This window comes from Streptomyces anatolicus (assembly GCF_019400875.1).
GTDB classification, from domain to species: Bacteria; Actinomycetota; Actinomycetes; order Streptomycetales; family Streptomycetaceae; genus Streptomyces; species Streptomyces anatolicus.
Genome location: NZ_WMBF01000249.1, coordinates 1 through 9,089, shown reverse-complemented (window position 1 = coordinate 9,089; position 9,089 = coordinate 1). Strand labels below are relative to the sequence as shown.

Here is a 9,089-nt window from a genome sequence, read left to right as displayed (position 1 = left end):
GGCCTCCCCTCCTCACCCCCTGACCGCCATACGCCCGTACGCCGCTACGCCCCTCAATGCGTGCGCCGCGTCACGAACTCGGCGAGCGCCAGCAGTCCGCCCGCCGCCTCCGGATCCGGGACGGCCCTGGCGAGCTGGCCCACCGCCCGTGACATCCGGTCGGCCGCGTGCACCTGCGCCCAGTCGCGTCCGCCCGCCCGCTCCACCAGATGCGCCGCACGCTCCAGCTCGGCCTCGCTCTCGGCGGGCGGCCCGCCGTACAGCCCGGCCAGCTCGGTGGCGGCCGGCGTGGCCGAGGCGAGCGCGGCGACCACCGGCAGGGACTTCTTGCGGGCCGCCAGGTCGGCGCCCGCCGGCTTGCCCGTGTGTCCGGGGTCGCCCCAGATGCCGATGACGTCGTCGATGAGCTGGAAGGCGAGCCCGGCCTCCCTGCCGAACCCGTCGAGCGCGTCGACCTCCTCCGGTGTCCCGCCCGCGTACAACGCCCCGAGCGCGCACGCGCAGCCGAGCAGCGCCCCGGTCTTGGCCTCGGCCATGGCCAGGCACTCGTCGAGCGTCACCTCCTCCGGACCGCGCCGCTCCAAGGCGAGGTCCGCTTGCTGCCCCGCGCAGAGCTCCACGACGCAGCGGGCCAGCCGGGCGGCCGCCGCCGGGGCCCCCGGGTGGGGGTCCTCGGCGAGCAGCCGCTGGCCCAGCGCCTGCAGGGCGTCGCCGACCAGGATCGCGTCGGCGTCACCGAACACGGTCCAGGCGGTGGGCCGGTGCCGGCGCGTGGTGTCGCGGTCGATCACGTCGTCGTGCAGGAGCGTGAAGTTATGGACCAGCTCCACGGCCGCCGCGGCCCGCACGGCGACGGCGGGCTCCCCGCCGAGCGCCCGCACCGCGGCGAGCACGAGAGCGGGCCTGATGGCCTTGCCCGCGTTCCCCGCGGCCGGTGAGCCGTCGGCGTGCTCCCACCCGAAGTGGTAGCGCGCGACCCGGCGCAGGGAGCCGGGCAGCGAGTCGATCGCGCGGCGCAACTCGGGGTCGACGCACGCGCGCGCCGCCGCCAGGACCTCCGCGGCCTCGTGCCCGTCACCGGAACCCCGCGGCCATGCCGCCCTCTCCGCCATGCCTGCCAAGTCCGTCGTCGTGTCCGTCATGGACTCACCCCGAAAAGGAGGGGGACGGTGGCGCTTCCTCGGCCTGTGGGCGCGTACGGAGGTGGTGTACCCGGCGCCGCGGCCACGGACACGGTCCGGGGCTCATGTCCAGCGGCCGATCTCGACGTTCTCCAGGACTCCGAGTGCGTCCGGGACCAGCACGGCCGCGGAGTAGTAGGTCGAGACCAGGTACGAGATGATCGCCTGCTCGCTGATGCCCATGAACCGCACCGACAGGCTCGGTTCGATCTCGTCCGGGATGCCGCTCTGCCGCAGGCCGACGACGCCCTGCTCCTCCTCACCCGTACGCATACAGATGATGGACGTGGTGCGGGCCTCGCTCACCGGGATCTTGTTGCACGGGAAGATCGGCACCCCGCGCCAGGTGGGGATCCTGTTGCCCGCGACGTCGATGGTCTCGGGGACGAGTCCGCGCTTGTTCAGCTCGCGCCCGAACGCGGAGATCGCGCGCGGGTGGGCGAGGAAGAGCTTCGATCCGCGCCTGCGGCTGAGCAGTTCGTCCATGTCGTCGGGGCTGGGCACACCGCCGTGGGGCTGGATCCGCTGGTCGTACTCGCAGTTGTTCAGGAGTCCGAACTCGCGGTTGTTGATCAGCTCGTGCTCCTGGCGCTCCTTGAGCGCCTCGACGGTGAGCCGCAGCTGCTGCTCCGTCTGGTTCATCGGCTGGTTGTAGAGGTCGGCCACGCGCGTGTGGACGCGCAGAACAGTCTGGGCGACGCTCAACTCGTACTCACGCGGGGCTGATTCATAGTCCACGAAGGTGCCCGGCAGCACGGCTTCGCCGACGTGTCCGGCCGAGAGGTCGATGCACGCCTCGCCGTACTTGTTGGTGCGCTGGGGCGGGATGGAGCGCAGCCGGTGGAGGTGGCCGCGGAGTGATTCGCTGCGCTCGGCGACCTGTTCGAGGTCCTGCCTCGGCAGCGTCAGGACCGTACAGGCGGTCACCGCGCGTGTCGTGTACTCCCAGATGGCCTCGGGGTCGAGGAGCGCCGCCTCCCCGAAGTAGGAGCCGTCGGCGAGTGTCCCGAGCACCGCGTCGCCGCCGTAGGGACCGGTGCCGACCTTCTCCACCCGGCCGTGCGCGAGCAGGAAGACCTCGTCCGCCTGGTTGCCGAAGGAGGTCAGAACCTCGCCCGGTGCGAACTCCCGCTGCCGGCACCGCCGCGCCAGCTCCGCCAGCACCTCCTGATCGTCGAAGTCGCGCAGCACCGGCAGCTCGCCGAGCTCCGCGGGGATGACCTCGACCTGGTCACCCGTCTTCACAAAGGTCACGCGGCCGTCACCGACCGAGTAGCTCAGCCTCCGGTTCACCCGGTACGTTCCGCCCTGCACCTGCACCCAGGGCAGCATCCGCAGCAGCCAGCGCGAGCTGATCTCCTGCATCTGCGGTGCCGACTTGGTGGTGGTGGCCAGATTCCGAGCGGCTGATGTGCCGAGGCTCTGCTGCGGCTTCTCCGACTCCGCGCGGATCTCTTCGCCTACCGACATTGCGTGTGCCCTCCCGAGTACCTGCGGTGATCTGCGACCGCCAGCTTTCCAGCACGGAACGTGGCGGCGCCATTACACAAACGAGCGGGAATGGATCACGCGTATGTGGGGCAGGGGGGCGGTTTCCACCCGTCCGGCGCAACCGGCTCGCCCGCTTGAGCGCCGGGAACTGCGAGATCACCGCCCCCGTTGAAGACTTGCGGGGCGGCACCGCCCGCACCCCTTGGCTTCAACCGGCAGGAGACAGCACATGGCAGGCTTCCTGGATCGCGCCAAAGAGCAGGCGCAGCGTGGCCTCACGCAGGGCAAGCAGAAGCTCGACGAGGTCCAGGAGAAGCGCGCGGGCGACGCCCTCCTGAAGAAGCTCGGCGCCGCGTATTACGCGGAGCGCAGGGGCACCGGCTCCCCGCAGGCCACCCAGCAGGCCCTGGAGGCCGTGGAGTCCCACATCGCGATGCACGGCGACGCCTTCTTGCACGGCAACTGACCGGATCGGCTCGCACGGTGCCCGAACAGCACTCGGATGAATTCCGAACAACTGGTCCGGCCACCGGAGTTCCGGTACAAGCAGGGCGTATGAGGCGGTTCGCGACCGGCGGCCGTCGCGCCCCGCAAAGGAGGCGGTCATGGCCCCACCCATGTCCGCGGGTCGCTTCTTGGAGGCTCTGCGAGACGAAGGCGTGACCGTCGTCGAAGTAGGCGACTGGGAGCACCACAACCGCAACCACAAAGGGCCCTGGGGCCCCGTGCACGGCGTGATGATCCATCACACCGTCACTTCGGGCAGCGAGCGCACGGTGGAGATCTGCCGCGTCGGCCACCCGTCGCTGCCCGGCCCGCTCTGTCACGGCGTCATCACCAAGGACGGCAGCGTCCACCTCATCGGCTACGGCCGTGCCAACCACGCCGGTCTCGGCGACGACGACGTGCTGCGGGCGGTCATCGCCGAGAAGGGCCTGCCTCCGGACAACGAGTCGAACAGCGACGGCAACCGCCACTTCTACGGCTTCGAGTGCGAGAACCTGGGCGACGGCGAGGACCCCTGGCCCGACGTCCAGCTGGATGCCATCGAGCGGGTCTCGGCCGCGATCTGCCGCGTCCACGGCTGGACGGAGCGCTCGGTGATCGGCCACCTGGAGTGGCAGCCGGGCAAGGTCGACCCGCGCGGCTTCACCATGGACTGGATGCGCGAGCGCGTCGAGGAACGCCTCAAGTAACGTCGAGAAACGCCTCAGGGAACGACGAGGAACGCCTCGAGCGACACCCCGGAGAGGCACGTGGCCCGGGCCGAGTCCGGGCGCGAGCCTCCTCCGCCGATCCGGCCCCTGCCGCACGGCGTGCCGCGGGGGACAATGGCGGGGTGCACTCCACCCCGCCCGCCGGACTGCGACCCCGGCTCCCGTCGCCGTTGCAGCGCATAGAGGACGACCGCTTCGACCGCCACGGAGTGCGGCTGCTGCTCAAGCGGGACGACCTGATCCACCCGGACCTGCCGGGCAACAAGTACCGCAAGCTCGTCCTGAACCTCCGGGCCGCGGCCGACGCGGGCCACGACACCCTGCTGACCTTCGGCGGCGCCTACTCCAACCATCTGCGCGCCACGGCCGCCGCGGGCCGCCTCCTCGGCTTCGCCACCGTCGGTGTCGTGCGCGGCGACGAACTGGCCGGGCGCCCCCTCAACCCCTCCCTGGCCCGCTGCGCGGCCGACGGCATGCGACTGCACTTCGTCGACAGATCGACGTACCGCGCGAAGAGCAACCCCGGGACGCTGGCGGCGATCCTTGGCGAGACGGGCGCGGAGACCGCGTACGTGATCCCCGAGGGCGGCAGCAACGCCCTGGCCGTACGGGGCTGCACGGCTCTCGGCGAGGAGCTGCGCGAGCACACCGATGTGGCGGCCGTGGCCTGCGGCACCGGCGGCACGCTCGCGGGCCTCGCCGCGGGACTCGGCGCGAACCGGCGGGCCCTCGGCATACCGGTCCTCAAGGGCGGCTTCCTGGGCCCGGAGATAGGCGCCCTGCAACGCGAGACGTTCGGCGAGCCGACCGGCAACTGGAGTCTGGACGACCGTTTCCACTGCGGCGGCTATGCCCGTACGCCACCCGAACTCATCGCCTTCGCCGAGGACTTCGAGCGCCGCCACGGCCCGCGGACGGCCCTCTCCGTAGAGCGCCTTTACGTCGCCAAGCTGCTCTACGCCCTGACCGCCCTCTCCGAAGAGGGCGCCTTCCCGCCCGGCACCCGCCTCACCGCGGTGATCACCGGCAGCGGCGGAACGCCGGCTCAGTCCTCGACCTCCCGGTAGGCGGCAGCCTCCTCCAGGTCCAGCTTGCGCAGCAGCGTCCGCATCATCTCGTCGTCGATGCGCCGTTCGTCCCGCATCCTCACGAACACCTCGCGCTCCGCGGCGATCGCCTCGCGCGCCAGCCGCCGGTAGGTGTCGTCCGCCGACTCCCCCGTCACGGGGTTGGGTTGACCGAGCCGTTCCCACACGGAGTTGCGCCGCCGTTCCAGGACGGTGCGCAGACGGTCCTGGAGGGGCCTTGGGAGGCGGTTGCGCTCGTCCCGCATGAGTTCCTCCACGCGGGCCTCCGCGGCCTGCGAGGCGGCGTTCTGCGCCTGCGCCTCGGCGAGCGTCTGCGCCTGCGCGTCCCGGCCCGGCAATTTCAGGACACGGATCAGCCACGGCAGCGAGAGACCCTGCACGACGAGCGTGCCGATGACCGTGGTGAAGGTCAGAAACAGGACAAGGTTGCGTGCGGGGAAGGGCTCCCCGTCCTCCATGGCGAGCGGGATCGAGAAGGCGATGGCCAGCGAGACCACGCCGCGCATCCCCGCCCAGCTGACGATCAGGGGCCTGCGCCAGTCCATGTCCCGCTCGCGCTCCCTGATGCGCGCCGACACGGCACGCGGCAGATAGGTGGCCGGGTAGGACCACGCGAACCGCGCCACCACGACGAAGACGAAGACCCCGGCCGCGTACCAGACGGCCTGTCCGACGCTGTACTCGCCGAGTCCCTTGAGGACGATGGGCAGTTGCAGCCCGATGAGCGCGAAGACCGCCGACTCCAGGATGAACGCGACGACCTTCCACACCGCGGCCTCCTGGAGCCGCGTCTCGAAGTCGACCTGCCAGGAGCGGTGTCCCAGGTAGAGGGCGACGACGACCACGGCGAGCACTCCGGAGGCATGCACCTGTTCCGCGGCCGCGTAGGCGACGAAGGGGATGAGCAGCGAGAGGGTGTTCTGCAGCATCGCCTCCTTGAGGTGGGTGCGCAGCCAGTGGATCGGCACCATCAGGAGGAGCCCGACGCCGACCCCTCCGACGGCGGCCACCAGGAACTCCTGGACGCCGCCCGTCCAGCTCGCGCCCTCCCCGACCGCCGCCGCGAGGGCCACCTTGAAGGCGGTGATCGCGGTGGCGTCGTTCACCAGGGACTCGCCTTGGAGGATCGTGGTGATTCGCGAGGGCAGCCCCACCCTGCGCGCGATGGCGGTGGCCGCGACCGCGTCCGGAGGCGCGATGACGGCCCCGAGCACCAGCGCGGCGGTCAGCGGCAGATCGGGGATCAGCAGATACGTGAGCCAGCCGACGGCGAGCGTCGCGAAAAGCACGTAGCCGACCGAGAGCAGCGCGACGGGCCTGATGTTGGCGCGCAGGTCCAGATAGGAGCTCTCCAGGGCGGCCGTGTGCAGCAGGGGAGGCAGGATCAGCGGCAGCACGATGTGCGGGTCGAGGTGGTAGTCGGGCACTCCGGGGACGTACGAGGCGATGAGCCCCACCCCCACCAGGAGCAGCGGGGCGGGTACGGGCGTCCTGCGCGCGGCCCCCGCCACCATGGCGCTCGCCGCGATCAGTGCCACCAGGGGCAGTACGTCCATCGGCAGACCCCTCCGCCTTCCGCGTTCCGTCGTAACCTGGCAATCATGAACGAGTGCCCGCACGTGGCAGCGCTGCCGCACCCCGAGGTGGCCCCGCTGAGCGACACGTGCCTCGAGTGCCTGGCGGCCGGCAGCCACCCCGTCCAGCTGCGGCTGTGTCTGGAGTGCGGTCATGTGGGCTGCTGCGACTCCTCGCCGTTCCAGCACGCGACGGCGCACTTCAAGGAGACCTCACACGCAGTGATGAGGACCTTCGAGCCGGGCGAGAGCTGGCGCTGGTGCTTTGTGGACGGTTCGATCGTCTGACGCCTGGGTACGTCAACCCGACGCCCGTTCTTTCCAATTGGGTCCGCCCGACCCCTAGCCACTGTGTGTACTCATATGCTTACTATGAGTGACAGCAACGGGGCGGGGTCCCCGGGACACGGAGCTGGGGAGCGCGATAGCGTCACCGCAGAACTACGTGGCGCGTTACCCGTGTGACGCAGTCCGGACCGCCGCAGGACGGCGGCGCTGGAGCCCCGAAAGTGCTTGTACCACCTTGGAGGTGAGGGTGTCCCAGATCGCAGGCGAGCCCGGGAATCAGGACTTCGTGGAGGTCCGCCTTCCGGCTGCGGGTGCCTACCTGTCGGTGCTGCGGACGGCGACGGCCGGCCTCGCGGCGCGTTTGGACTTCACTCTCGACGAGATCGAGGACCTCCGCATCGCGGTCGACGAGGCCTGCGCGATCCTCCTCCAGCAAGCCGTGCCGGGCTCCGTGCTCAGCTGCGTCTTCCGGCTCGTCGACGACTCGTTGGAGGTGACGGTCTCGGCGCCCACGACCGACGGCCGGGCCCCGGAGCGGGACACCTTCGCCTGGACTGTGCTGTCGGCCCTCGCGGGCCAGGTGGACTCCACCGTCGCCGAGGACAACACCGTCTCGATCAGCCTCTACAAGAAGCGCGGCGCGGGACCCGGGCCGGCGTGAGGGACGGGGACGGGCCGGTGCGTGACGAAGAGCGCGGCACACAGAGTCTGCCCGCCGACGGCAGGGAGGGGGTGCGCCCCATGGCCACCGGGATCCCCGAGCAGCAGGCCAAACCGCACCCGGAGGACCCGGGGCGTCCGGGTCCGCTGACGGTGGCCGATGTGTCGGAGCAGGCAGAGCCGACCGCCAAGGACGAGCTCAAGCGGCTCTCCGGCCGGGGCGGCGGGCGACGGGCGGGAAACATGAGCGAGCACGAGCACAGCCGGCACGATCCACAGGACCGCAGCGGCGCACGCGCGATGTTCATCGAGCTGCGCGGCCTCGACGACGGCAGTCCGGAGTACGCGGAGCTGCGCAACCAGCTGGTCCGCATGCACCTGCCGCTCGTCGAGCACCTGGCCCGCCGCTTCCGCAACCGGGGCGAGCCCCTGGACGACCTCACCCAGGTCGCCACGATCGGCCTGATCAAGTCCGTGGACCGCTTCGACCCGGAGCGCGGCGTGGAGTTCTCCACGTACGCGACACCGACGGTCGTGGGAGAGATCAAGCGGCACTTCCGCGACAAGGGGTGGGCGGTCCGCGTCCCCCGGCGTCTCCAGGAGCTGCGGCTGGCGCTGACCACGGCCACCGCCGAGCTGTCCCAGCTGCACGGCCGCTCCCCCACGGTGCACGAGCTGGCCGAGAAGCTGGGCATCTCCGAAGAGGAGGTCCTGGAGGGCCTGGAGTCCGCCAACGCCTACTCCACGCTCTCCCTGGACGTCCCCGACACGGACGACGAGTCCCCGGCCGTCGCGGACACCCTGGGCGCCGAGGACGAGGCCCTGGAGGGCGTCGAGTACCGCGAATCCCTCAAGCCACTCCTGGAGGACCTGCCTCCGCGCGAGAAGCGCATCTTGCTCCTGCGCTTCTTCGGCAACATGACCCAGTCGCAGATCGCACAGGAGGTCGGCATCTCCCAGATGCACGTCTCGCGCCTGCTCGCCCGCACGCTGGCGCAGCTGCGCGAGAAGCTCCTGGTGGAGGAGTGACGACTACTCCGGGTAATGGCTACGGGGAGTAGCGGTTACTTCCGGTCCGCTACGTTGCCGGGGCCCCGGATGCCAAGGGCCTCGGTCGTCGCGGGATTGACCAGCAGTACCAGCGCCGCCACCGCCACGATCGCCAGGACGATGCCGGCCGGGATCGCCGCGCTGTCGGCCTGCAGCAGCTGCCAGGCGACCGGCAGCGCCATGATCTGAGTGATGATCGCGGGCCCGCGGCTCCACCGGCGCAGCTTCAGCAGCCCGCGCGCGGCCAGCAGCGGCAACAGCGCGAGGACGATCAGTGTGATGCCGCCGGTCTCCGCCTGCTGCGGATTGTCGGGCTTGCCCGCGAGGCCCATCACGAGCATGTACACACCCCCGGCGAGCAGGGCGAGGCCCTCCAGCGCGGCAAGGGCCGCCGCCGCGGTCAGCCGCCCGGGACGCGGGCCCGACACGGCCGGTTCCGGGGCTTCGGGGGTGGTTTTCCGCTCAGTGCTCACTCCAGCAGGGTAGCCGCGGGCGCATCCGCGCTCCCCCTTGCCCCGGGCCGCCCGGACACCCCGGCCC

The 9,089-nt window shown here is 71.1% G+C and carries 10 protein-coding genes; 6 read left to right on the top strand and 4 right to left on the bottom strand.

Annotated elements, in window-relative coordinates; genetic code table 11:
* Nucleotides 1-53 precede the first annotated feature (53 nt).
* Both GKQ77_RS20870 and GKQ77_RS20865 read right to left on the bottom strand, forming a co-directional pair.
* Nucleotides 54-1,112: a family 2 encapsulin nanocompartment cargo protein polyprenyl transferase gene (locus GKQ77_RS20870; RefSeq protein WP_258021681.1), complete on the bottom strand. Its 1,059-nt coding sequence runs from the start codon at nucleotides 1,110-1,112 to the stop codon at nucleotides 54-56.
* 132 nt (nucleotides 1,113-1,244) lie between these two features.
* Nucleotides 1,245-2,651: a family 2B encapsulin nanocompartment shell protein gene (locus GKQ77_RS20865; RefSeq protein ID WP_219690444.1), complete on the bottom strand. Its 1,407-nt coding sequence runs from the start codon at nucleotides 2,649-2,651 to the stop codon at nucleotides 1,245-1,247.
* A 250-nt stretch (nucleotides 2,652-2,901) separates the two neighbouring features.
* Here GKQ77_RS20865 and GKQ77_RS20860 point away from each other — a divergent pair, with 250 nt between their 5' ends.
* From GKQ77_RS20860 to GKQ77_RS20850, 3 genes are all read left to right on the top strand, one after another.
* Nucleotides 2,902-3,138 carry a hypothetical protein gene (locus GKQ77_RS20860; protein WP_219690443.1) on the top strand — a complete coding sequence of 79 codons (237 nt, stop codon included), beginning with the start codon at nucleotides 2,902-2,904 and terminating at the stop codon, nucleotides 3,136-3,138.
* 139 nt (nucleotides 3,139-3,277) lie between these two features.
* Nucleotides 3,278-3,868, top strand: a complete 591-nt coding sequence (locus GKQ77_RS20855; protein WP_219690442.1) for an N-acetylmuramoyl-L-alanine amidase — start codon at nucleotides 3,278-3,280, stop codon at nucleotides 3,866-3,868.
* A 143-nt stretch (nucleotides 3,869-4,011) separates the two neighbouring features.
* A complete protein-coding gene (locus GKQ77_RS20850; RefSeq protein WP_219690441.1) occupies nucleotides 4,012-4,956 on the top strand; it encodes a 1-aminocyclopropane-1-carboxylate deaminase/D-cysteine desulfhydrase in 945 nt (314 codons plus the stop codon).
* Here GKQ77_RS20850 and GKQ77_RS20845 read toward each other — a convergent pair.
* Complete coding sequence (locus tag GKQ77_RS20845; protein WP_219690440.1) at nucleotides 4,935-6,533, bottom strand: Na+/H+ antiporter; 1,599 nt, start codon at nucleotides 6,531-6,533, stop codon at nucleotides 4,935-4,937. The genes GKQ77_RS20850 and GKQ77_RS20845 overlap by 22 nt on opposite strands.
* Nucleotides 6,534-6,578: 45 nt before the next feature.
* Here GKQ77_RS20845 and GKQ77_RS20840 point away from each other — a divergent pair, with 45 nt between their 5' ends.
* The 3 genes from GKQ77_RS20840 (at nucleotide 6,579) to GKQ77_RS20830 (ending at nucleotide 8,528) form a co-directional block, all read left to right on the top strand.
* The gene (locus tag GKQ77_RS20840) at nucleotides 6,579-6,839 is read left to right on the top strand and encodes a UBP-type zinc finger domain-containing protein (protein WP_125515041.1); all 261 of its coding nucleotides are present in this window, start codon (nucleotides 6,579-6,581) and stop codon (nucleotides 6,837-6,839) included.
* A gap of 247 nt (nucleotides 6,840-7,086) precedes the next feature.
* Nucleotides 7,087-7,500: an ATP-binding protein gene (locus tag GKQ77_RS20835; protein WP_030780840.1), complete on the top strand. Its 414-nt coding sequence runs from the start codon at nucleotides 7,087-7,089 to the stop codon at nucleotides 7,498-7,500.
* Complete coding sequence (locus GKQ77_RS20830; protein WP_219690439.1) at nucleotides 7,497-8,528, top strand: RNA polymerase sigma factor SigF; 1,032 nt, start codon at nucleotides 7,497-7,499, stop codon at nucleotides 8,526-8,528. The genes GKQ77_RS20835 and GKQ77_RS20830 overlap by 4 nt, the downstream gene beginning before the upstream one ends.
* A 35-nt stretch (nucleotides 8,529-8,563) precedes the next feature.
* On the opposite strand, the gene GKQ77_RS20825 is transcribed toward GKQ77_RS20830, so the two are convergent.
* Complete coding sequence (locus tag GKQ77_RS20825) at nucleotides 8,564-9,022, bottom strand: hypothetical protein (protein WP_219690438.1); 459 nt, start codon at nucleotides 9,020-9,022, stop codon at nucleotides 8,564-8,566.
* Between the last annotated feature and the right edge of the window lie 67 nt (nucleotides 9,023-9,089).